We start from the raw sequence: 20913 nt of genomic DNA, 5'->3' as shown, positions 1-20913 counted from the left end.
CCGGTGGGCCAGCCCGCTCAGCGGGAGCGTTCGGGGCCGGCGAACGGCACCGTCGGCTCCACCGTGAGGTCGGCCGGTGCCGGCGGCGCCTCGTCGTTCCGGACCCGGCGACGCCGCCGGAACGGCCGGTCGTCCGGTGCCCCGTCCTCCGGTGCCGCCTCGTCCTCCGCCCGGCCTGTGGCCCGCCCGGCCAGGTAGAGCGTGACCGCCAGCAACGCCACCGCGAGGAACGCGGTGACCAGGCCGCGCCCGTGCTCCACCTGGAGGTCCCGTTCCACCGGGAAGAAGAGGATGCGCCGGGCGAGCGACTGGAGCGAGGCGGCGGTCGCGACCAGCACGCCGAGCAGCGTCGCCGCCAGGCCCAACCCGGCGATCCGGGCATGCTGACGCACCGCCGGGGCACCGCGCAGCGCCAGCGCCACCGCTACCGACAGCCCGAGGAGACCCACCAGGTACGCCGTGCCGAAGCCGCCGATCTCGGCGACGCCACTGGGCAGCCGGAACGTGGTGTTGCCGTCCTCGCCCTCGTTGGGCACCGTGATCACCAGCCACTCGCCGATGAGCGAGGCGAGCGCGGCGACCGCGCCCAGCCCGGCGAGCACCGGCGGCAGGCGGTGGTCCCGGCCCAGGCCGGCCAGCGACCGACCGACCCGGCCGGACGGGGCCCTCCCGGTGTCGACGTCGCCCCACTCCACCACCGTGGTGCCGTCGGCGCGGTTGTCCTGCCTGGGGATGGGGAGATCCTGCGACATCGGCCACCCTTCTCCCGTACGCGGGCCTGCGTCGAATCATGGCACAACCGGCCCCCGGTCACCTGGACCGGCGATGCGGGGCGGTCCGCTTTCGGTTAGCGTCGGTGCCATGCCTATACGTACCGCTTCCGCTCGTTGGCAGGGCAACCTCGCCGAGGGGTCCGGCACCGTCCGCACCGGCAAGGGCGGCCTGTCCGGCAACTACTCCTTCAAGTCCCGCTTCGAGGAGGGTGAGGGCACCAACCCCGAGGAGCTGATCGGCGCCGCGCACGCGAGCTGCTTCTCGATGGCCCTCTCCAAGCAGCTCGCCGACTCGGGCGTCACCGACACGTCGGTGGAGACCACCGCCAAGGTGCACTTCGACAAGACCGACGCCGGCATGACCGTGACCCGCATCGACCTGGAGACCGTCGGCCAGGCCCCGGGCCTCGACGAGGCCGGCTTCACGAAGCTGGCCGAGGCCGCCAAGGAGGGCTGCCCGATCTCCCGGCTGCTCTCCCCGGGCGCCGAGATCACGCTGACCGCCCGCCTGGCCTGACCCCGGCTCGCCCGGCTCGCCCGGCCGCATTTTCTCGGAAAGAGGGCCCATCGGGCCACCGATGAGCCCTCTTTCCGAGAAGGCGCGTCGATCTTCGACGGCTGGCGGCCGGGCGGCCGGAGCGGGGAGGATGGTGGGCGTGGCCGTGGAGATGAGCCGGGACCGGTTCGAGGAACTGGTCGGCGAGGCGCTCGACGAGGTGCCCGAGGAACTGCTCGGGCTGATGAGCAACGTGGTCATCCTGGTGGAGGACGACCCGCCGCCCGGCGAGAACCTGCTCGGGCTCTACGAGGGGCACGCGCTCACCGCGCGCGGCTGGGACTATTCCGGCGTGCTGCCGGACCGCATCCTGATCTACCGGAACCCGATCCTGGCGATCTGCGACACCGACGAGGACGTCGTCGACGAGGTCGCGGTGACCGTGGTGCACGAGATCGCCCACCACTTCGGCATCGACGACGAGCGCCTGCACGCCCTCGGCTGGGGCTGACCGGCTCCCGGCCGGTCCCCGCTCGGCCGATCCCCGTACTTGCGCCCGTCCCCTAACCTGCGGATCAGGCACATCCCGATGCAGGAGGAAACCCGATGCGCAGCGAGCTGTTCTCCGCGGAGAACCTGGAGAAGGAGTCCCAGCAGCCGGGCATGCGGCTGCAGAACTCCAAGATGCTGAAGATCGAGCTGAACGGCGAGGCGATGGCCCGCGTCGGGTCGATGGTCGCGTACCAGGGCCAGGTGCAGTTCCAGGCGCTCGGCTCGGGCGGCATCGGCAAGTTCATCAAGCAGCGGCTCACCGGCGAGGGCGTCCCGCTGATGAAGCTCTCCGGCCGCGGCGACGTCTTCCTCGCCGAGGCCGCCAAGGACGTGCACGTCATCGACCTGGAGCCGGGCGACGCGCTCTCCATCAACGGCTCCAGCGTGCTGGCGTTCGACTCCACCCTCCAGTACGACATCAAGATGGTCAGCGGCATGGGCATGGCGTCCTCGGCCGGCCTGTTCAACTGCGTCTTCAGCGGGCACGGCCGGATCGCGATCACCACCAAGGGCACCCCGGTGGTGCTGAACGTGGACGCCCCGACCTATGTCGACCCGCAGGCGGCGGTCTGCTGGTCCGCCAACCTCCAGACCGGCTACCACCGGGCCGAGCAGCTCGGCCTGGGCACGCTGCTCGGCCGCAGCACCGGCGAGGCGTTCACGATGAGCTTCGCCGGTCAGGGCTTCGTCGTGGTCCAGCCGTCGGAGGAGCCGCCGGTGGCCGGCAGCGGCGCCCAGCAGCAGCAGGGTGGCCTGCTCGGCGGCCTGCTCCAGTGAATCCCCGGGCCGGGTGCGCCCCTGGGGGACGCACCCGGCCCGGTCAGCTCAGCTCGCCGGCGCGCAGCCGGGCCAGCCAGGCCGCCGCGTCGGCGTAGTCGGCGTCGGAGAGGCCGGCCGGCGCGGGCGTCGGCCGGTCACCCGCCGCCGTGCTCCAGCGGTGTCGGGGGTACGACCCGAGGAAACGCACGTCGGCGCAGACCCGGCGCAGCCCCTGCAACGCCTCGCCGAGGCGTACGTCGGCGACGTGCCCGGTGCAGTCCAGGAAGAACACGTACCGCCCCAGGGCCTCACCGGTCGGGCGGGACTCGATGCGGGTCAGGTTCACGCCGCGGACGGCCAGCTCCATGAGCACCGACAGCAGCGCGCCCACCCGGTCGTGCGCGATGTAGACCGCCAGCGAGGTGAGGTCGTCGCCGGTCGGGGGCGGGGGCGCCCCGGGGCGGGACAGCAGCGCGAACCGGGTCACCGCGTCGGGGTGGTCGGCGATCTTGTCGGCGAGCACGGTCAGCCGGTGCCGGGCGGCGCCGATCGGGGCGCAGATCGCGGCGTCGTACTCGCCGGTCGCCGCGCCGGCCGCGGCGGCGCCGTTGGAGAGCACGTCGACCACGGTGGCGTCGGGCAGGTGGTCCCGGAGCCAGCCCCGGCACTGGGTGGAGGCCTGCGGATGGGCCGCGATGCTGCGCACCACGGCCGGCGTGACGCCGGGCCGGCCGGCGAGCACGAACTCGACCGGCAGCACCACCTCCCGGGTGATCACCAACGGGTCGCCCTCGGCCAACTCGTCGAGCGTCACCCCGACCGCGCCGCCGATGGAGTTCTCCAGCGGCACCAGGGCGGCGTCCGCCTCCCCGGCCCGTACGGCGTCCAGCGCCTCGCCCACGCTGCGGGCCGGCGTCCGGTCCCCCCGCTCGGCGGCGGGCACGGTGCGCAGCGCCTGTTCGGCGAAGGTGCCCTCGGGACCGAGGTAGACGAAGCGGGTCGGCGGTGTTCCGGGCATGGCGACCAGCCTACGCACCCGGCGCGCCGTCGCAGGCCAGGGTGCGGATGCCGGTGGGCGCGGTGGCGCGTACCTCGACGCCGCACACGTCCGTCCCGGCGGTCACCAGGGTGGGTGTGCCGGACCGGCCGCGCGTGACCACCTGGAGTTCCTCGTGCCCGGAGACCGCCAGCACGGTGTAGTGCCAGCCCTCCGCGCACAGCGGGCCGGTCCGCACGGTGATCCGGACGTTGCGGGGCAGCACCCCGGCGGAGCCGCGCAGCAACGCGACGATCCGGTCGCCGGACGGCCGGCCCCGGCAGGGCACGGCGACCGGGTCGGGGGCCGATGGGGTACGTGGTGGCAGGGCCGGCGTGGCCGGCGCGGTCGGGATCGCGCTCGGCGTGGGGGTGGCCGACGCCGAGGCGCGGGGGGTGCTGGTCGGGGTGGCCGGCGGCTCGCGTAGCTCGGGCGGGGTGCCGCAGGAGGCCAGCACGAGCAGCGTGAGCAGCGTCACCGGGGCATGCCGGCGGCGGGGTGGGGTGCGGGGCACGGTGCGGTCCTCGACCTCGGCGAGCGGTCAGAGCACGGAGAAGAAGGTGAGCGAGCCGGCTACCGCGGCGCCGGTGAGCACCGGCGTGGAGATGGCGTCCACTGTCGTCCCGGCGTCGGAGCCGGGCCCCTGGACGCGGAGCAGGCCGCGGGCGAGCCGGCCGGAGAGCAGCGCGAGCAGCGGCGGGATCTTGTCGGTCTCCTGCTCGGTCAGCTCGCTCGGGCTGGCGGTGAAGTCGACGAGGCGCAGGCCACCCTCGAGCAGCGGCCGGCCGATCACGTCTTCCGGCGCGCCCAGGCAGAGCAGGTCGCAGCCGGACGAGGAGATCGCCACCACTGTGGTGTCGGCGTCGATCAACAGGCACGGCTCGGCGGCCCGGGAGACCGTCCCGGACCACTGCGCGAAGTTGTCGGACTCCTGCTCGGTGCCTGTCTCCGCCGGGGACGCGAACACTTCCGAGAGTGAGAGCTCGACGTGGGCCACCGCGCCTCCTATGTACACCGACGGTCCGTCCACGCTAGCCGGTCGGCACGGCGACCTCCCGGCCGCGCTGCGCTCTCCCGGCCGCCGGTGCCGCCCGTGGGGCCGGGATGGCTCGGGTGCCGGGGGACATGCGTCGGTGCGGCGGGAGCCCCGGGGGGTCGGGCGGCCGGCGACGACGCGGACCGACGGAACCGGTCGGGGCGGTGCCGCGGACCGCGTGGCGTCGCCGGAGACGTTACCGGCGGGCGGCCCGCTTGTCAGCGGCCGTTCGGCCCTCGTCATACCACCGGTAGTCGGCGGATGGACGGTACGTGCCGTTCAGCCACGTCGAGGGCGCCTGGGCGACCCGGGACAATTTCTCGGCGGTGGCCGGGCTGATCCGGTTGCCGGCGGCCACGAGCAGCCGGTCCAGCTCCCGGTGGGTGGCCATGAGGCAGTCCTTCGGGAGGCCGTAGACGCTGATCACGCCGGAGCCGACGAACGTCAGCACCGGCGTCACCGGGATCGGCAGCCCGACCGCGTCGGAGAGGGCCTTGCTGGCCCGCTTGGCGTCGCGGCGGGCTTCGGCCACATAGGGCGGACGCTTGCCGTTGATCTGCACGACGTCGCCGGCGACCAGCACGCGGGCCCGGCCGTGGTCGGCGATGGTGACCGCGAAGAGACCGCTCGGCCCGATCGCGAGGAACCCGGCCCGGTCGGACTCGCCATTGTCGAACAGCGCGTCGGCCGGGTCCGTCCGGGGCCACTCGATGACGTGCCAGGCGGGACCGAGGTGGTCGAGTTGGCCCAGGGCGCGGGCGCCGGCGGCCTCCAGCCGGCGGGCGCCCCGCTCGGCACGGCGGCGGCGGGCCCACTCCAGGGGAGTCGGTCGAGCCGGCTCGAGCACCGAGGCGGCCTCGACCCGGGGGTGCGCCGCGGGAGGCGGCAGCGCCCGGCTCGGTACGGCTCGACGAGCGGGAAAGACAGTCATCGCGACCTCCGGCAAAAGGTCTCTCGAAGTTATGTCTCCACTACCCTACGTTGCGCACCCGGGGGCTCGGCAAGTTGGAGCGCCGGAGTGAGTGCGGATGAATGCCATATTCATTCACACTTCTTTTCCGGATGGTGCGGAAGCCTGCCCTAGGCTGCGGGGGTGACGCACTACGTGGACAGCGAAGTGGCTCGACTCGGGACGGTACTGCTGCACCGCCCGGGGCCGGAACTCGCCCGCCTCACCCCACGCAACAACGACTCCCTGCTCTTCGACGCTATCCCATGGGTGGGACGGGCGCAGGAGGAGCACGACGCGTTCGCGGCGGCACTGCGCTCGCGCGGCGTGGAGGTGCTCTACCTCGCCGACCTGCTGGCCGAGACGCTCGCCGTGGCGGACGCCCGCGCCGAACTCACCGAGCAGGTGCTGCGGTCCCCACGCCTCGGCGACACCCTGCGCGCCCGGGTCGCCGACCATTTGGCGTACCTCGATCCGGCCGCCCTCGCCGACGTCTTCATGGCCGGGCTCGCCCACGAGGAGCTGCGGATCGGCGCGGAACGACCGGGCGGTCTGGTCTGGACGCTGATGGACCGGCACGACTTCGTCATCGACCCGCTGCCCAACCTGCTCTTCACCCGCGACTCGTCGGTGTGGATCGGCGACCGGGTGGGCGTGACCAGCCTGGCCATGCCGGCGCGGCGGCGGGAGACCACGCTCACCGACGCGATCTACCGCCACCACCCGCGCTTCGTCGGCACCGAGTTCGTCTACCACCCCGAGCTGGAGCACCTGGAGGGCGGCGACGTGCTGCTGCTCGCCCCGGGCGTGCTCGCCGTCGGCGTCGGCGAGCGCACCACCCCGGCCGGCGCGGAGCGGCTGGCCCGGCAGGTCTTCGCCGCCGGGCTGGCGCACACCATCCTGGTGGTGCCGATCGCGCAGGAACGCGCCACCATGCACCTGGACACGGTCTGCACCATGGTCGACGTGGACGCGGTGCTGATGTACCCGAACATCGCCAGCGAGCTGTCCGCGTACACCGTGGTCGCCGGCGCGGACGGCGAGCCACGGGTGGACGGTCCGGCGCCGTTCCTGCGGGCCGCCGCCGACGCGATGGACCTCGACCAGCTCCGGGTGATCGACACCGGCCTGGACCCGGTGACCGCCGAACGCGAGCAGTGGGACGACGGCAACAACACGCTGGCGCTCGCGCCACGCCTGTGCGTGGGCTACGAACGCAACGTGGAGACCAACGCGCAGCTCGAGCGCGCCGGCATCGAGGTGATCGCCATCGCCGGCTCGGAGCTGGGCTCCGGCCGGGGCGGCCCCCGCTGCATGTCCTGCCCGCTGGTCCGCGAGCAAGGCGGGGGCCCCGCTTAACGCTTTCGGTAGAGGCGGGGGCCCCGCTTAACACTCGTGCGTTAAAAAGGGCCCCCGCCTAACATCCGGGCGGTCAGCGCAGGGTGAGCTGGCGGCCGAGGAGGCCCTGGCGGGTCCGGCGGCCGGCCGCGTCCAGCGGCTCCCGCTCGGCGAGCGCCTCGGCGTAGCGCTTGGCGAACTCGGCGACCGGGCCCTCCCACTCGGCGGCCGGGGTGCCCTCCGGCAGGTCCCAGACCGGCGCCAGGCGGCCGTGCGCCCGGAACATGCCGGCGAACCGGGTGTCCTCGCCGAGCGTCAGCGTGCCGGTCGCGCCCAGCCGGGACAGGGCGTCAAGCGCCGCGTCCTCGTCGTCCGGCAGGACCCAGCGCACGTGGGCCTTCTCCGGCACCTGACACCAGTACGCGGCCCGTGCCGCGTCCAGCTTGACCGTCGGGTAGACCGCCGCGTTGGCCCGCTCCAGGGACGCCTGCACGGTGGGGTCGTCGATGGCCCCCGGGTCGAGCCAGAACTCGAACCCGTCGTGCATGCTGATCTCCAACGGCCCGTCCTCCAGGACGTCCTGGAGGCGGGGGCCGGGCCCGGGCAGCGGCGGCACGCTCACCTGACCACCCGGCTCGGTCCGCAGCGCGCAGAGCAGCGCGTCGGCCAGGTCGCGGGAGACGTCGCCGGACTGCTGGTGCCGCTGGAGGCCGATCAGCACCCGCCCGTCCGGCTTGGCCACCGCCGGGGCGGCCATCGGCAGCACGGTGGCCAGCACGACCGGCCGGTCGCCGTACTCCTCGACCAGCTCCGGGTTCAGCCGCAGCGGCGCGGACGCGGCCGGCACCAGCTCCCGCAGGGCGATCCATTCCGGCTCGTCGACCAGGCCCTCGAACGGTCGGGGCACGAAGATGTCGCGCACCTTCTCCCGCTTCGGCGTGGCTTCGGTGGCCCGTTGGCTCTTTCGACGCTTGCTCACGGCCAGTCAGCCTAGATGGCCGCGGGCCCGGCCGGGGGCGGGACCCGCACGCCCGCCGGCTCAGCCGGCGACCGGCCGGCCCAGCTCGTCGACGACCGCGCGGATCACGCCGACCGCGCGACGATCAGGTTCGGCCGGTGCGACCCGGCCGGGTCGAACTCCGCCCACACGCTCTGGCCCAGGCCGTCCCGCTCGACGCCCCAGCGGCTGGCCAGCCCGGCGACGATGTGCAGCCCGCGCCCGTCGACCGCGTCGGGCGACGCGACCCGCATCCGCGGGCCGGCGCCGGCACCGGAGTCGGTGACGCGGAGCCGGACGGCCGGCCCCCGGTCGGTGGCGCGCACCCGCCAGGCCACCCGGACCACACCGCCGGGCAGCGCCTCGGCGTGCCGGACCGCGTTGCCTACCAGTTCGGCCAGGACCGCCACCAGGTCGGCCAGCAGAGCCGGGGGTACGACGCCGGTCAGCTCGTCGGCGAGCCGGTGCCGGGCCACGCGCGCGCCGATCCCGTGGTGGGGCACCACCACGCACCATGACCGTTCGGCCGGTCCCGTCGACACGCCGTTCCTCTCCACCCCCGTGGACGCCCCGGGTCACCCCCGGGGCAGCCGCACCTCCGCGACCGTACCTCCGCCGGCCCTCGGCCGAAGGGATACCCATCCATTCTGCTGTTCCACGATCTGCCGGACGAGATAGAGGCCCAGCCCGGCGCCGGGGTAGCGCCGACGGTCACCGGACTCGCCCTGCCAGAACCGGTCGAAGGCCCGCTCCACGTGCTCCGGACGGATGCCGATGCCCCGGTCGGCGACCCGGAACGAGACGGTCCGCTCGTTCGCGTCGGCGCCGATCTCGATCGGCGTGTCCGGCAGGGAGTACTTTCCGGCGTTGGTGCCCAGCTCGGTGAGGACGGTGGTCAGGCTGTGCCGGTCGCCGAGCGCCTTGGGCAGGTCGGCGGGCAGGTCGAGCACGATCCGGTGCCGGAGGTCGGCGGGCAGGTCGAGCACCGCCGCCCGCAGCGCGTCGACCAGGTCGAACGGGGCGGCCGGCTCCCCGCCGGGGCGGTTCTCGGTGGCGGCGGTGAGCAGCCGGTCGACCAGCCGGGCCAGCTCGTTGGCGCGCTGGCCGATGATCCGGGCGGCCTGCCGCCGGTCGGCGTCGGTGAGCGACTCCCAGTGGTCGGTGAGCGTGTCCGCGTACCCCTTGATCACGGTGACCGGGGTGCGCAGCTCGTGGCTGGTCACCGCCACGAAGAGGTCCCGGTCGTGGTCGCGCCGCTGCTGGTCGGTGATGTCGCGGAAGGTAACCACCCGCAGCGCGGTCGGGCCGGGCAGCTCGCCGGAGGTGATCCGCAGCCAGCGGCCGTCCGGCAGCCGGTGGTCCAGCACCTGGCCGGACGGCGGCAGCGGGAACGGCAGCGGCCGGCTCAGCGCCTCGCCGGCCGGCCGGCCGGTCACCTGGGCGGCGGCCGGGTTCCAGAGCCGGACCCGCTCGTCGCGGTCGACCACGGCCAGGCCGTCGGCGAGCGCCGCCACGACCGGGCCGTCGCCGTGCACCGGCAGGCCGGTCTGGTCGCCGTACATGTGCGCGATGCAGGCGGCGACGTACCCGACGACGGCGCGCTGCGAGGCGTCCAGCGGCTCGCCGGTCGGGTAGAGGGCGTGCAGGCTGCCGACGGTCAGCCCGGCGATCTCGGCGCGCGCCACGATCATCCGGCGCAGCCCCCGGCCGACGACCTCGTCGGCGAGCGCGCCCGGGATCGCGTCGACCCGGACCTCCCGGACCGGGGGGCCGGCCAGCAGGCAGACGGTGGCCGGGTCGGTGGCCGGCAGCGGACGGCCGATCACGAACTCGGCGCTGCCGGTCGCCGCGATCACCCGCCCGCCGGCGGGGGTGAACTCCACGAAGACCAGGCCCGCCGCGCCGAGCGCCGGTGCGACCTCCCGGAGCAGGCGGGTGAGCACGGAGAGGCCGGACTCGCCAGAATTGATCATTTCGATCGCGCTCGTGTGGCCGGCGATGAGGGCGGGGTAGTCGGTTCGCTCCGGCATGTCCCGAGTGTGCCGCGCCGGCCGCGTCGGGGACACCCCCTCACCGGGCGACCGTCCCCGGGCGGATCGACGCGGCTCACCGGCCCAACCGGGCCAACGTGCGGGCGGGCCGGTCGGTGATCACCCCGTCCACCCCGGCGGCCAGCACGAGTTCCAGGTCCTCGGGTTCGTTGACGGTCCAGACGTAGACCGAGTTTCCGGCGGCCCGCAGCGCGGGGACGAGCTGCGGGCGCGCCCGGACCAGATCCACCCCCGGCCCGGCGATGCGGCTGCCGAAGGGCAGCCGGCCGAGCCGCAGCCAGCGCGGCAGCACCTCCAGCAGCAACACGGTGGGCAGCGCCGGCGCGAGTTCCCGGACCCGGTGTACGGCCAGCGGCGAGAAGGACATCACGGTCACCTGGACCGGATCGTCCGGGCCGGGTTCGGCCAACCCGTGCCGACGCAGCAGGCCGACCAGCCGGCGTTCGACGTCACCCCGGTAGCGCGAGGGGTGCTTCGTCTCGATCAGCAGCCGGACCGGCCGCCCGGCGGCCAGCACCGCGTCGAGGAGCCGTTCCAGCGTGAGCAGTCGGATGTGCGACTCGTCGAGGCGCGCGGCGGCGACGGCCTCCGCCGCGGCCGGGTGCCAGGAGCCGAAGTCGAGCGCCTCCAGCTCGGCGAGCGTACGCGCGCTGACCAGGCCGTGACCGTTGCTGGTCCGGTCCAGCCGGCGGTCGTGCACGCAGACCAGGTGCCCGTCGCGGGTCAGCCGGACGTCGCACTCCAGCCCGTCCGCGCCCTCCTCCAACGCGCGCAGGTAGGCGGCGAGCGTGTGCTCCGGCAGGTCGTACGAGGAGCCGCGGTGGGCGAAGACCAGGGGGTCGGTCATGGCCGGGACGTGCCTCAGACGACCCGACCCGGCTGCCCGTCGTCGGTGACCACCGGACGCCCGGCGGCGGCCCAGTCGCCCATCCCGCCCTCGACGTTGCGGACCTGGTCCCAGCCGTTGCGCAGCAGGTAGCCGACCACCTGACCGGAGCGGCCGCCGGAGCGGCAGATCACCGCCACCTCGCGGTCGTCGGGAATCTCGGCGAGCCGGGCCGGCAGCTCGGTCATCGGCAGGTGGTGGGCGGCCGGCGCGTGGCCGGCGGCCCACTCGTCGTCCTCCCGGACGTCGAGCAGGTAGACGTCGTCGGGCACGGCCGACGCGGGCACGCTGGGAAGTTGGGCTCCGAACACGGTGAAATCCTAGTCGCCCGTCCGGCTCAGAGCCGGTTGACCCAGCGCGGGTTGGCGTCGGCCCACGCCGGCACCCGGGCGTCCCGCAACGCGGTGAACAGATCGCCGCCGCCGGGGTCCAGCACCACGTACGACACCTGGTCGATGGTCTGCGGGGAGGAGGGCAGCCGGACCCCGCGCAGCGCGTCCGCCGGCAGCGCGCGGAGCGCGAACACCAGTTCGTCCAGGGGTACGCCGTTGGTGTCCACGGTCAGCGCCCCGCCGACCGCGCGCAGCACCCGGTCCAGCTTCACCGGGTCGCCGCGCAGGTGCGTCTCGCCGGCCCGGTCGAGCACCGCCCGGAGCATCTGCTGCTGGTGCCGTTGCCGGTCGTAGTCGCCGTCGGGCAGGCCGTAGCGCTGCCGCACGTAGTCCAGCGTCCGGGCCCCGTCCATCTGCTGGCAGCCGGGGTCGAACCGGGCCCCGGTGTGGATCGAGCGCACCGGCGTGTCCACGCACATCCGGATGCCGCCGAGCTGGTCGATCACGCGGGTGAAGCCGGAGAAGTCGACGAGCGCGGCGCCGTCGAAGCGGACGCCGGTGAGCCGGGTCAGGGTGGCGCTGAGCAGCCGGGCACCGCCGATCCCCCCGCCGCCGTGCTCGTACGCGGCGTTGACCTTGTCCTGACCGCCGGGAAAGCCGGGCGCCGCCGGGATCGCCACCAGCAGGTCGCGCGGCACGGAGATCAGGTACGCCTGCCGCATGCCGGCCGGCACGTGCACGATCAGGATGGTGTCCGAGCGCTGGTCGGCGGCGTCCGCGCCGGGCCGGTGGTCGGAGCCGATCAGCAGGTAGTTGAGTGCGCCGTCCAGGTCCGTCCGCTTCTTCCGGGCGGTCGGGTCGAGCAGTTGCTCCTTGGCCACCGTGCGGTCGTACCGGTGGGTGAGCCAGTGCAGCCCGGCCACACCGAGCGTGGCGAGGAGGACCAGCGCGAGCCCGCCGCCGAGCAGGAACCGGGGCCAGCGGGCCGGTCGGGCCCGTCCGCGTCGGTTCCGTGCTGGTCTGGACGTGACGATCCCCCCGTGGCGCCGACCTGAGACTCGCTCAGGTCAGGCTACGGGGGGACGGGCCGGCCGGTGCCGGCTTCCGTCACTTCCGGGTGGAGAGGACGGTCGGGTTGGCCACGATGAAGTCGGCCAGCTTGTCGTTCTTGACCGCCTGGAACATGTCCATGGTCGTCTCGTTGAACGTCTCCCGGCCGTTGCTGTTCCCGGCGAACGTCCCGCCGTTGGTGCGCAGCGTGACCAGGTCGTTTCCGCTCAGGTTCTTGAGCGTGAAGATGAAGTCGGCGATCGGGACGCCGCCGGTGTCCAGGACGAACGCCTTCCCGGCGGCCTTCATCAGCGAGTTCAGCTTGATCGGGTTGGTCAGCATGCCACCGTCGGTGGCCTTCTTGGCCATCGCCTTGATCAGTTGCTGCTGGTTCTGCTGCCGGTCGTAGTCGCTGTTGGGCAGGCCGTAGCGCTGGCGGGAGTAGTCGAGCGCCTCCCAGCCCTCCATCTCCTTGCAGCCCTTCTTGTGCACCACCGGCTTGTAGGGCTTGCCGGTCTTCTTCGCGTCCGCGTTCCACATCGGCTTGCCCTCGACCATCGACATGTGGTGCGACGGGACCTCGTGGCTGACGCAGATCCGCACCGTGCCGAGCGCGTCGATGACGTTCTTGAAGCCGCCGAAGTTGATGATCGCGGCGCCGTCGAAGCTGATGCCGGTCATCCCCTTGATCGTCTTGGCCATCAGCTGGGCGCCGCCCTCCCAGCCACCGCCGTTCTGCGCGCCGAAGAAGAACGCGGCGTTGATCTTGTCGGTGCCGCCCTTGTAGCCACTGTTCTTGAACGCCGGGATGCGCGCCTCGGTGTCCCGGGGGATCGAGATCAGATAAGCCTGGTCGTGGCTGGCCGGGATGTGCAGCACGATGATCGTGTCCGACCGGACGTCGTCGGCGGCCCAGCGGGCCCGGGCGTCCACGCCGAGCAGCAGCATGTCGATCGGGCCGTCCAGGCTGTTGCCGCCCTCGGCCTCGCTCTTGCCCGCCTCGCCCAGCAGGTTGCGCTGGGCGATGTTGTTGGTGGCCTGGCCGATCACGGCCTTGCTGCCGACGATCGCGACGCCGCTGGTCACCATCAGCACCGCGCCGAGCACCAGCGTGAGCTTCGCCCAGAGCGGATCCTTGCGCTTGGTGCGCTTCTTCTTGCCGCCGCCGGGACCACGGCCGCCGGGACCGGGCTGCGTGGGGATGACCGGGGGGACCCGCCCGGATGATCCGGGCGCCGGTGAGTGCGGGCGACGACTGGCCTGGACCGACATGCGTGCTCCAGCTCGGTGATCGGGGGCGGGACCACTCTACGTATCTGTTCCCGTTCTCGCGACCTCCTGAGACGGGTATTCCCGTCAATCCCGGCCGATGTTGCCGAGATGTGGCCGAACGGGCGAGGGCGTGGGCCCGGTCAGCCGCCGGCGCTGTCGCCCGAATTCTTCTGGTTGGCCGCGACCCAGTCGGCCATCTTGTCCCCGGCGATGGCCTGGTACATCGCCAGCGCCTTCTCCCGGTCGGAGACCACCACCGACTGGCCGTCGATGGTCTGGCCCCCCAGGTTCGGGCTGGTGACGAACGTCAGGTTCTCGCCGCGCAGGCTGCGGAACTGCACCGCCATGTCGGTCAACGAGAAGCCCTGGTCGACCGTGACGGCCGCGGTGACCGACGTGAGGAAGTCGTTCAGCTTCTTCGGGTTGGTCAGCGTGCCGGTGCTCGCCGCCTTGTCCATCAGCGCCTTCAGGAACTCCTGCTGGTGGCGCATCCGGGCGAAGTCGCCGTCCGGGAACTGCTTGCGCTGCCGGACCCAGTCCAACGCCTCCGCGCCGTTCATGTGGTTCACGCCCTTGGTAAACGTCCGGTACGGCTTGTGGATCGAGGTGACGGTGCGCTCCACCTTGAGGTCGACCCCGCCCAGCGCGTCGGTGACGTCCTTGAACCCGGCGAAGTCGATCGCCATGACGTGGTCGATGCGTACGTCGGTGAAGCACTCCACGGTCTTCACCGCGAGCGGCAGGCCGCCGAACGCGAACGCCGCGTTGATCTTGTTACGTGAGCCGGAGTCGCAGGACGCGCCCGCGTTCTCCGGGATCGGCACGTACAGGTCACGTGGGACGGAGACCAGGTAGGCGCGCTTGTGGTCGGCCGGGATGTGCATGACGATCACGGTGTCCGCCCGCCACTTGCCGGCGCCGTCGACCGGGGCGTCCGGGTCACGCGAGTCGCTGCCCACCAGCAGGATGTTGAACGCGCCGTCGACCTGCTTGGCCGGCCGTCCCCCGGTGATCTCCGAGAACGGGTCGGTGCGGGCCAGGTCGTCGTCGAGGTTGCGGGCGTAGAACCAGGCGCCGAGCCCACCGAGCAACGCCAGCACCAGCACCGCGACGCCGGCCACCAAGCCGATGCGCCCCCAACGCGGGCGGGGACGACGGCCCGGCCCACCGAAGCCGCCGCCGCCCGGGCCACCGGGACCGGCCGGCCCACCCGGACCACCGGGGCCACCGGAGCGGGGCGCCTCGTCGTGCGACGGGTACCAGCGGGTTTCCGTCGCGCGGGTGCGCGCGGGGGTGCCCCGGCCGGAGCCGGGGACCGAGGCGCGGCCCGCACCCCGGTTCAGGTGGTGCGGGAGGGATGCGCCGGCAGACGAGGTCGCTGACATGTCACCGAGGGTAGGTCGGCCGATCCACCGCCGCCCTCAGGCGCGCGCGGCGCTCAGCCGGCTGACAGCCGGGCTCAGTACCCTAGCCGCTCGCGGAAGTACGCGATGGTGCGTCCGAGGCCGTCTTCGGGCGTCACAGTCGGCTCGTATCCCAGCAGCTCACGGGCGAGCGTCAGGTCCGGGCGGCGCATCTCCGGGTCGTCCGAGGCGCGCGTGATGTAGCTCACCTCGGAGGTGCTTCCGGTGAGTGACACGATCGTCTCGGCCAGTTGCCGCATCGACATCTCGTGCTCGGTGCCGCAGTTGATCGGGCCGGTCTGCGTCGAGTCGAGCAACAGCAGGATGCCCCGCACCAGATCGTCGACGTAGCAGATGGAGCGCGTCTGGTTGCCGGTGCCGTGCACCGTGATCGGCTCGCCGCGCAGCGCCTGGGAGATGAATGTCGGGATGGCCCGGCCGTCGTCCGGCCGCATCCGCGGGCCGTACGTGTTGAAGATCCGCACGATCGCGGTGTCCGTGCCCCGGCTGCGGTGGTACGCCATGGTGGCGGCCTCGGAGAAGCGCTTCGCCTCGTCGTAGACGCTCCGGATGCCGATCGGGTTGACGTTGCCCCAGTACGTCTCGCGCTGCGGGTGCTCCTTCGGGTCCCCGTACGCCTCGGAGGTGGAGGCCATCAGGAACCGCGCGCCGTCGGCGGTGGCGCGCTCCAGCAGCGCCAGCGTGGCCACCGAGCCCACCCGGAGGATCTCCACCGGCAACTTCTCGAAGTCGGTCGGGCTGGCCGGGGACGCCATGTGCAGGATCGCGTCGAACCGTTCGGCCATCGCCGGGTGGTCGGTCGGCAGGCCGTCGGAGATGTCCGCCTCGACCAGCGTGAACGTCGGCTTCTCCAGCAGGTGGGACACGTTGTCCTTGGAACCGGTGACGAAGTTGTCCAGCACCACCACCGTGCAGCCGCGCTCGACGAGCCGGTCGACCAGGTGGGACGGGACGAAGCCGGCGCCGCCGGTGACGAGGATGCGGTGTCCGGAACCGAACCGGTTAGCGACCTTCATGCTCAGCACCCTATACAGGTAAGGCGGGGCCCCCGCTTAACGCCTCCGGTAGAGGCGGGGGCCCCGCTTAACAACTACCCGGTCAGTGCGCGCCCGCGCCGGTGAGGGAGCGCACCTCCAACTCCGCGTACTTGTCGTCGTCGCGCTCCTTGGACAGGATCGTGCCGAGCCAGCCGCAGAGGAAGCCGAACGGGATGGAGAGGATGCCCGGGTTCGACAGCGGGAACCAGTGCCAGTCGTGGTCGGGGAACATCGCCGTCGGCGCGCCGGAGACGACCGGGGAGAAGAAGACCAGCAGTACGGCGGCGAGCAGGCCGCCGTAGATCGCCCACACCGCGCCCGAGGTGTTGAACCGCTTCCAGAACAGGCTGTAGAGGATCGCCGGCAGGTTGCCGGAGGCGGCCACCGCGAACGCCAACGCGACCAGGAACGCCACGTTGAGGCTCTGCGCGAAGATCGACAGTACGATCGAGACCGCACCGATCACCAGCGCGGAGATCCGGGCGACGTTCACCTCCTGCCGCTCCGACGTCTGCCCGTTCTTGATGACGTTGGCGTAGAAGTCGTGCGCCAGGCTGGACGACGACGCCAGCGTCAGCCCGGCCACCACCGCGAGGATCGTGGCGAACGCGACCGCCGCGATGATCGCCAACAGTGTCGCGCCGCCGAGGTTCCCACCGAATAAGTCCACGCCGAGCGCCTCGGCGAGCTGCGGGGCGGCGGTGTTGCCGGCCTTGTCCTGCGCGGTGATCGCCTGCCCGCCGACGATGGCCGCCGCACCGAAGCCGAGGGCCAGGGTGAGCAGGTAGAACGCGCCGATGATGCCGATCGCCCAGAGCACGCTCTTGCGGGCCGCCCGGGCGGTGGGCACGGTGTAGAACCGGATCAGGATGTGCGGCAGGCCGGCCGTGCCCAGCACCAGCGCGATGCCGAGCGAGAGCAGGTCCATCTTGCTGTAGAACGTCTTCAGCGCGTCGCCGGGCGTCTCCACGCCGTAGCGCAACCCGGGTTCGAGGAACGCCGCGCCCTTGCCGGAGGCGTCGGCCGCGTCGCCGAGCAGCGAGGACAGGTTGAACTTGTACTTCGCGAGCACCAGCAGGGTCATCACCAGCGCGCCGGTCATCAGCAGGAACGCCTTGACGATCTGGACGTACGTGGTGCCCTTCATGCCGCCGACCGTGACGTAGATGATCATCAGCGCGCCGACCAGGACGATGGTGGCCACCTTGGCGGTGTCGGCGTCCATGCCGAGGAACGTGGTGCCCGGCTTGATGCCGAGCAGCAGCGCCACCAGCGCGCCGGCGCCGACCATCTGGGCCAGCAGGTAGAAGATCGACACGGTGATGGTGGAGACGGCCGCCGCGGTCCGGACCGGGCGCTGCCGCATCCGGAACGCCAGCACGTCCGCCATCGTGTACCGGCCGGAGTTGCGCAGCAGCTCGGCGACGAGCAGCAGCGCCACCAGCCAGGCGACCAGGAAGCCGATCGAGTAGAGGAAGCCGTCGTAGCCGTAGAGGGCGATGATGCCGGCGATGCCCAGGAAGGACGCGGCGGACATGTAGTCGCCGCCGATCGCCATGCCGTTCTGGAAGCCGGAGAAGGAGCGACCACCCGCGTAGAAGTCGGTGGCGGTCTTGGTCTGCCGGCTGGCCCAGACCGTGATCGCCAACGTGATCGCCACGAAGATCAGGAACAGCGTGATGGTGAGGTTCCGGGCGGTGGTGCCGCCCGCCTCAGCCGCGAGGACCGTGTTCATGGGTCACCTCCCCCATCTCGGCGCGGATCCGGTCGGCCACCGGGTCGATCCGCCGGTTGGCGAACCGCGAGTAGAGCCAGGCGATGACGAACGTCGAGACGAACTGGAGCAGGCCGAAGACCAGGGCGACGTTGATGTTGCCGACCAGCTTCGTGCCCATGAATCCCCGCGCGTACGCGGAGAGGATGACGTAGAGCGCGTACCACAGGAAGAACGCGACGGTCATCGGGAAGACGAAGCCGCGCAGCGCGCGCCGCAACCCGGCGAACTCGTCCGACCGCTGGACGGCTAGGTACCGGTCCGCCGTCGACTCGGAGGGTGCGGACGCGGGTGTGTCCGTGGACATCTGTGGATCACCACCTTCGCAGGCGTGGGGGATTTCCGCGCACGGTAGAGAGCGCGCTGCCCGCCACGAAAGGCTCGGCCGGGCGCCGGTCGGCGGGTGCGCCCAACGGCACTCCGGCTGCGCCCAGTGACCCACGTCACTCCGTTAACCGGTCGGATCCGGGTCGGCCGTGAACCCGGACGGAACCCGATCCGTCGTAGCGGGCACCTTCGGAAGGAGTGCCATGCCCGCGAAGAGAGGGCACCTCTACCTGCCCTACGACAACAACAGCAGCATCCAGGTCGACTACGTGCACAGTGGCCAGAACGCCAGCCGGACGACCGTACTGGTGCCGTTCGCGGTGGACGACACCTGGCGCGCGCGGATCGAGGCGGCGGTCCGGGCGAAAGACCCCCGGCGGACGGACATCCAGATCAGCAACGCGGCGACCGGCGAGATCAGGTACGTCGGCCGGCAACCGACCGCGTCGACCCCCTCCCCGGAGCCGGACCAGGTGGTACGCCCCACCCCGGAACAGAACAACGACCGCGCCCGGAACATCGTCGGCAACTACCTGACCGGCAGCGACATGTACACCGACCAGCACCGGTCGGTGCTGGCGGACGACAGCCGGATGCACCGTCCCGGCTACAGCGAGTTCGTGTCACAGGTGGCCGCCAACGACGCCGGCGCGCCCGGGCAGGCGTTCGGGCGGGCCGCGCACGTCGAGGGCATCACCACCCGGGGGCCGGTCGGGGAACGCGACACCTACCTCAACCCGAACAACCACACCGTGTTCGCGCAGGCCCACGAGAACTTCCACCGCATCGAGCACCCCAGTCTCCAGGCGTCCGGCAGCCGTCTCACCGACTCCACGGTGGAGGGGATGACGGAATACATGACGCAGTCCGCGACCGGGCTGGACTTCCGGACGGCGGGCCCGCCGGGGGAGCGCGGCTTCACCTATCGGGAGGAGACCCGGACCGTCCGCGACGCGGTTCGCGACGGCGGCTACACGAACCAGGACGTCCAACGCGCCTACCTGCGGGGCAGCGAGAGCCCGACGGATCGGATCGCGCAGGTCCAGAACGGGGGTACGGCCGCGATCGCCCGGATGACCTCCACCCCCGACGCGGGCCAGGGCGGCAACCCGAGCATCCGTCCGCCGAGCGGCGCTTCCGGCCCGTCCCAGGGTCAGCAGCGCAACGGCGGGCTGACCAAGTAACCCGGCCGGGGACCTCCGGCCCGCTCGTGCCGGCGGTCCCCGGCCTAGTCGGTCAACTCCCGGTAGCGGCCGCGGTAGTGCAGCAGGGGGGTGGTCTCGCCGGGGAGGTCGACCGCCTCGATGGTGGCCTCGACCAGCAGGCCCCAGCCGTACTCCCGGGCGGCGTCGAGCCGGCAGCCGGCCCACCCACCCGCATCCGTCGGCACCGGCCCGTACGGCGTCTCGGTCCAGGCGTCCAGCGCGAACAGCCCGCCCGGCGACGGGAAGAGGCCGGCGAAGCGGTCGGCGAGTTGCCGGTGGGGCGGCCCGAGCGGGGTGACCGTGAACCGGCCGGCCTCCTCGACCGCCGCCCACAGCTCCGACTCCGGGTCGACGAGGCCGAGCAGCCGGTCCGGTTCCCCCTCGGCGACCAGCGTGGAGGAGACGGTGAGGCCGGCCGGACCGGGCGCGGTCCAGAGCGTCACCGGAGCGGCCAGCCGGCCGCGCAGCCGGCGCACCGGCGAACGCTGGCCGGCCGGCACCGCGAACGGGTCGGTGTGGTGGATCTCGGCACCCGGCTGCTCATGATTCACGTGAAACATTGTGCCGCCCCGGGCCCGCGCCCAGCCGAGGAAGCGCCGGTGCCGGTCAGTGGCGTCACCGAGCTGCGTGTTCGCCTCGACGAGCAGCCCGCCGAGCTGGAACAACAGCGCCGTCCGGTCACCCCGGAACTCGCGCAGCAGCCCGAGCCGGGCCGGCTGGCACGGCCAAGGCGCCCCGCACGCCCGGCGCCGCCACGCCGGCCGCATAGGAAGGTGCGCCCGTCCCGTCCAGATCTTGGAGGCTCCGGGCCCCTCCGAGGGCCCTTTCCTTCCAAGATCTCCATGATGTCGCCGCGCAGTCGCGTACTTACCGAAGAGGTGAGGATGGACATCGAGGTGTGGATCCGGGCGTTGAAGGCCGCCCGCGCCGGGGCGGACGTCTCGCAGGAAGCGCTGGCGGCCACCATCCGGTGGAGCCCGTCGACGGTCGCCGCCATCGAGACCGGCCGCCGCCGACCAGGCCCTCGGCACCGGCGGCCTCCTGGCAAGCCTGCTCACGACCGCCGACCAGGGGCGCGGTCCGTCGTGGTTCGTGCCCTGGCGAGGGTACGAGCAGCAGGCGGTCAGACTGCGTGCACCCCGGACGCCTGGCGGTCCCTGCTCGCCCATCTCCACCGGGCGCCGCTCGACTGATCCGCCTACCCTCCGGGCATGGCTCTCGTACCCCCGCAGAAGCTCGCCCAGGACCGCGTCATCACCGCCGAGGCCATCCTCGGCGGTCAGGTCGACCTGCGCGCCTACCCGCACCGGCACCTGATGGTCATCGCCCGGCACAAGTGGGGCAGCAGCGGCTTCCCGCCGCTGATGGAGGCGGTCGAGCACCTGTCGAACTACGGCTGGGAGCTGGTCAACGTGCTCAGCGTCGGCGACGGTCACCACGTCTACGCCGCGATGCGCCGCATCCCGTAGCACCTACCTCCGCCGATGGTTCCACGACCAGAAGAATGCATGCTTTTCAGCGTTATGACGCCGGGTCATAATTATGACTCACCGTCATAGCGCGAAAAAGTAGATTCCCGCCGAGCGCCGAGCGCCGAGCGCCGAGCGCCGAGCGCCGAG

The 20913-nt window shown here is 72.5% G+C and carries 23 protein-coding genes and 1 pseudogene; 7 read left to right on the top strand and 17 right to left on the bottom strand.

Annotated elements, in window-relative coordinates; all coding sequences use genetic code 11:
- Positions 1–17: 17 nt before the first annotated feature.
- The gene (locus ACH495_RS00475; RefSeq protein ID WP_396855645.1) at positions 18–752 is read right to left on the bottom strand and encodes a hypothetical protein; all 735 of its coding nucleotides are present in this window, start codon (positions 750–752) and stop codon (positions 18–20) included.
- A 109-nt stretch (positions 753–861) separates the two neighbouring features.
- Between ACH495_RS00475 and ACH495_RS00470 the strand changes: the two genes are divergently transcribed.
- From ACH495_RS00470 to ACH495_RS00460, 3 genes are all read left to right on the top strand, one after another.
- Complete coding sequence (locus ACH495_RS00470) at positions 862–1290, top strand: OsmC family protein (protein WP_281934034.1); 429 nt, start codon at positions 862–864, stop codon at positions 1288–1290.
- A gap of 145 nt (positions 1291–1435) precedes the next feature.
- Complete coding sequence (locus tag ACH495_RS00465) at positions 1436–1780, top strand: metallopeptidase family protein (protein WP_396856479.1); 345 nt, start codon at positions 1436–1438, stop codon at positions 1778–1780.
- Positions 1781–1875: 95 nt separating this feature from the next.
- Positions 1876–2598 carry an AIM24 family protein gene (locus ACH495_RS00460; protein WP_396855644.1) on the top strand — a complete coding sequence of 241 codons (723 nt, stop codon included), beginning with the start codon at positions 1876–1878 and terminating at the stop codon, positions 2596–2598.
- A 43-nt stretch (positions 2599–2641) separates the two neighbouring features.
- Here ACH495_RS00460 and pheA read toward each other — a convergent pair whose 3' ends face one another.
- From pheA to ACH495_RS00440, 4 genes are all read right to left on the bottom strand, one after another.
- The gene (gene pheA / locus ACH495_RS00455) at positions 2642–3598 is read right to left on the bottom strand and encodes a prephenate dehydratase (protein WP_396855643.1); all 957 of its coding nucleotides are present in this window, start codon (positions 3596–3598) and stop codon (positions 2642–2644) included.
- 10 nt (positions 3599–3608) lie between these two features.
- Positions 3609–4130: a hypothetical protein gene (locus ACH495_RS00450; protein WP_396855642.1), complete on the bottom strand. Its 522-nt coding sequence runs from the start codon at positions 4128–4130 to the stop codon at positions 3609–3611.
- A gap of 27 nt (positions 4131–4157) precedes the next feature.
- The gene (locus ACH495_RS00445) at positions 4158–4613 is read right to left on the bottom strand and encodes a hypothetical protein (RefSeq protein WP_396855641.1); all 456 of its coding nucleotides are present in this window, start codon (positions 4611–4613) and stop codon (positions 4158–4160) included.
- Positions 4614–4848: 235 nt separating this feature from the next.
- Positions 4849–5583 carry a hypothetical protein gene (locus tag ACH495_RS00440; RefSeq protein WP_396855640.1) on the bottom strand — a complete coding sequence of 245 codons (735 nt, stop codon included), beginning with the start codon at positions 5581–5583 and terminating at the stop codon, positions 4849–4851.
- 162 nt (positions 5584–5745) lie between these two features.
- On the opposite strand from ACH495_RS00440, the gene ACH495_RS00435 reads away from it, so the two are divergent.
- Positions 5746–6960: an arginine deiminase gene (locus ACH495_RS00435; RefSeq protein WP_396855639.1), complete on the top strand. Its 1215-nt coding sequence runs from the start codon at positions 5746–5748 to the stop codon at positions 6958–6960.
- 73 nt (positions 6961–7033) lie between these two features.
- Here ACH495_RS00435 and ACH495_RS00430 read toward each other — a convergent pair whose 3' ends face one another.
- The 11 genes from ACH495_RS00430 to ACH495_RS00380 form a co-directional block, all read right to left on the bottom strand.
- On the bottom strand, positions 7034–7918 hold the full coding sequence (locus ACH495_RS00430; RefSeq protein ID WP_396855638.1) for a DUF5926 family protein: 885 nt from the start codon (positions 7916–7918) through the stop codon (positions 7034–7036).
- Positions 7919–8022: 104 nt separating this feature from the next.
- Entirely contained in the window at positions 8023–8445 is a 423-nt protein-coding gene (locus ACH495_RS00425) for an ATP-binding protein (protein ID WP_396856478.1), read from the bottom strand.
- Between the two features lie 66 nt (positions 8446–8511).
- Positions 8512–9966 carry an ATP-binding protein gene (locus ACH495_RS00420; protein ID WP_396855637.1) on the bottom strand — a complete coding sequence of 485 codons (1455 nt, stop codon included), beginning with the start codon at positions 9964–9966 and terminating at the stop codon, positions 8512–8514.
- Positions 9967–10042: 76 nt separating this feature from the next.
- The gene (locus ACH495_RS00415) at positions 10043–10834 is read right to left on the bottom strand and encodes a glycerophosphodiester phosphodiesterase (protein WP_396855636.1); all 792 of its coding nucleotides are present in this window, start codon (positions 10832–10834) and stop codon (positions 10043–10045) included.
- A gap of 14 nt (positions 10835–10848) precedes the next feature.
- A complete protein-coding gene (locus ACH495_RS00410; RefSeq protein ID WP_281934052.1) occupies positions 10849–11184 on the bottom strand; it encodes a rhodanese-like domain-containing protein in 336 nt (111 codons plus the stop codon).
- A gap of 26 nt (positions 11185–11210) precedes the next feature.
- Positions 11211–12128, bottom strand: coding sequence for an LCP family protein (locus ACH495_RS00405; RefSeq protein WP_396855635.1), 918 nt, complete (start codon positions 12126–12128; stop codon positions 11211–11213).
- Between the two features lie 184 nt (positions 12129–12312).
- Positions 12313–13527, bottom strand: coding sequence for an LCP family protein (locus ACH495_RS00400; RefSeq protein ID WP_396855634.1), 1215 nt, complete (start codon positions 13525–13527; stop codon positions 12313–12315).
- A 140-nt stretch (positions 13528–13667) separates the two neighbouring features.
- The gene (locus ACH495_RS00395) at positions 13668–14912 is read right to left on the bottom strand and encodes an LCP family protein (protein WP_396855633.1); all 1245 of its coding nucleotides are present in this window, start codon (positions 14910–14912) and stop codon (positions 13668–13670) included.
- Positions 14913–14986: 74 nt separating this feature from the next.
- Entirely contained in the window at positions 14987–15967 is a 981-nt protein-coding gene (locus ACH495_RS00390; protein WP_396855632.1) for an NAD-dependent epimerase/dehydratase family protein, read from the bottom strand.
- A gap of 82 nt (positions 15968–16049) precedes the next feature.
- Positions 16050–17723 (bottom strand): cation acetate symporter, encoded by a 1674-nt coding sequence (locus ACH495_RS00385; RefSeq protein WP_396855631.1) that lies wholly within the window; start codon positions 17721–17723, stop codon positions 16050–16052.
- Positions 17701–18069 (bottom strand): DUF485 domain-containing protein, encoded by a 369-nt coding sequence (locus ACH495_RS00380; protein WP_396759729.1) that lies wholly within the window; start codon positions 18067–18069, stop codon positions 17701–17703. Before ACH495_RS00380 ends, ACH495_RS00385 begins: the two co-directional genes overlap by 23 nt.
- A 223-nt stretch (positions 18070–18292) precedes the next feature.
- On the opposite strand from ACH495_RS00380, the gene ACH495_RS00375 reads away from it, so the two are divergent.
- Positions 18293–19273 carry a hypothetical protein gene (locus tag ACH495_RS00375; protein WP_396855630.1) on the top strand — a complete coding sequence of 327 codons (981 nt, stop codon included), beginning with the start codon at positions 18293–18295 and terminating at the stop codon, positions 19271–19273.
- 44 nt (positions 19274–19317) lie between these two features.
- On the opposite strand, the gene ACH495_RS00370 is transcribed toward ACH495_RS00375, so the two are convergent.
- Positions 19318–20061, bottom strand: a complete 744-nt coding sequence (locus tag ACH495_RS00370; RefSeq protein ID WP_396855629.1) for a flavin reductase family protein — start codon at positions 20059–20061, stop codon at positions 19318–19320.
- A gap of 117 nt (positions 20062–20178) precedes the next feature.
- Here ACH495_RS00370 and ACH495_RS00365 point away from each other — a divergent pair.
- A pseudogene (locus ACH495_RS00365) lies at positions 20179–20431 on the top strand (helix-turn-helix transcriptional regulator); the annotation flags it as partial.
- A 74-nt stretch (positions 20432–20505) separates the two neighbouring features.
- A complete protein-coding gene (locus ACH495_RS00360; RefSeq protein ID WP_396855628.1) occupies positions 20506–20763 on the top strand; it encodes a hypothetical protein in 258 nt (85 codons plus the stop codon).
- Positions 20764–20913: the final 150 nt, after the last annotated feature.

It is taken from the genome of Micromonospora sp. NPDC018662, assembly GCF_044391475.1.
In the GTDB taxonomy this organism is placed as follows: Bacteria; Actinomycetota; Actinomycetes; order Mycobacteriales; family Micromonosporaceae; genus Micromonospora.
This window is presented reverse-complemented; position numbering and strand designations above follow the sequence as displayed.

Coding starts and splice junctions, on each gene's coding strand:
- ACH495_RS00475 (WP_396855645.1), bottom strand. CDS start 752: ATGTCGCAGGATCTCCCCATCCCCAGGCAGGACAACCGCGCCGACGGC.
- ACH495_RS00470 (WP_281934034.1), top strand. CDS start 862: ATGCCTATACGTACCGCTTCCGCTCGTTGGCAGGGCAACCTCGCCGAG.
- ACH495_RS00460 (WP_396855644.1), top strand. CDS start 1,876: ATGCGCAGCGAGCTGTTCTCCGCGGAGAACCTGGAGAAGGAGTCCCAG.
- pheA (WP_396855643.1), bottom strand. CDS start 3,598: ATGCCCGGAACACCGCCGACCCGCTTCGTCTACCTCGGTCCCGAGGGC.
- ACH495_RS00440 (WP_396855640.1), bottom strand. CDS start 5,583: ATGACTGTCTTTCCCGCTCGTCGAGCCGTACCGAGCCGGGCGCTGCCG.
- ACH495_RS00420 (WP_396855637.1), bottom strand. CDS start 9,966: ATGCCGGAGCGAACCGACTACCCCGCCCTCATCGCCGGCCACACGAGC.
- ACH495_RS00415 (WP_396855636.1), bottom strand. CDS start 10,834: ATGACCGACCCCCTGGTCTTCGCCCACCGCGGCTCCTCGTACGACCTG.
- ACH495_RS00400 (WP_396855634.1), bottom strand. CDS start 13,527: ATGTCGGTCCAGGCCAGTCGTCGCCCGCACTCACCGGCGCCCGGATCA.
- ACH495_RS00395 (WP_396855633.1), bottom strand. CDS start 14,912: ATGTCAGCGACCTCGTCTGCCGGCGCATCCCTCCCGCACCACCTGAAC.
- ACH495_RS00390 (WP_396855632.1), bottom strand. CDS start 15,967: ATGAAGGTCGCTAACCGGTTCGGTTCCGGACACCGCATCCTCGTCACC.
- ACH495_RS00385 (WP_396855631.1), bottom strand. CDS start 17,723: ATGAACACGGTCCTCGCGGCTGAGGCGGGCGGCACCACCGCCCGGAAC.
- ACH495_RS00380 (WP_396759729.1), bottom strand. CDS start 18,069: ATGTCCACGGACACACCCGCGTCCGCACCCTCCGAGTCGACGGCGGAC.
- ACH495_RS00375 (WP_396855630.1), top strand. CDS start 18,293: ATGCCCGCGAAGAGAGGGCACCTCTACCTGCCCTACGACAACAACAGC.
- ACH495_RS00370 (WP_396855629.1), bottom strand. CDS start 20,061: ATGCGGCCGGCGTGGCGGCGCCGGGCGTGCGGGGCGCCTTGGCCGTGC.
- ACH495_RS00360 (WP_396855628.1), top strand. CDS start 20,506: ATGGCTCTCGTACCCCCGCAGAAGCTCGCCCAGGACCGCGTCATCACC.